2 protein-coding genes are annotated in these 500 nt (G+C 51.2%); one reads left to right on the top strand and one right to left on the bottom strand.

Annotation, left to right across the window (positions count from 1 at the left end; genetic code table 11):
• Window positions 1–181: hypothetical protein (locus ACR0KS_RS20440; RefSeq protein ID WP_480693342.1), on the top strand; the 181-nt coding region annotated here is incomplete at its 5' end.
• 132 nt (window positions 182–313) lie between these two features.
• Here the strand turns inward: ACR0KS_RS20440 and ACR0KS_RS20435 are convergent.
• Window positions 314–500: hypothetical protein (locus ACR0KS_RS20435; RefSeq protein WP_480693341.1), on the bottom strand; the 187-nt coding region annotated here is incomplete at its 5' end.

Raw genomic sequence — 500 nt, 5'->3', positions numbered from 1 at the left:
CCCCGCGTCCGTCTATTGTCTGTTTATCGTCCATCCCCGGGCGGCGCGGGGCTTAGTTTTGGTAGTGACAGTCCGCCGCACGTCTGTGCTGTCCGCTTTTACGTATTTCTATTACATCACTTGCGGAACGGCCCGTGCTGCCAATTTTGTCCCCTCTATCCAGTTGGTGGCACGGGTTTAAGGATTTGCGCCGGAAAGCTGCCAATTGTCTGAAAAATTGGCATCAACTCGCACGCCGCTTGAACTCATCAGGCTTATATGACGGTCAAATATAGTGAGGGCACGGGTTATGCTTAGAATAATACCATTCGCGTTAGCGGCTGCACTTGCGATCCCAGCGAGCGCCAAGGCTTGGGTCGAGGAAGATATTTTTAGTCCCCACAATCTTGAGACGGTTGCGGTAAGTATCTTTAACGACGCCGACGATGGATGAACAGCACGCTCCCTTAATACGTTTCTCATCCACTAAAGACCTTAAGCCGTAATTGGTACGTCTGGTT

Source organism: Ruegeria sp. BC7, assembly GCF_056539165.1.
This window is presented reverse-complemented; position numbering and strand designations above follow the sequence as displayed.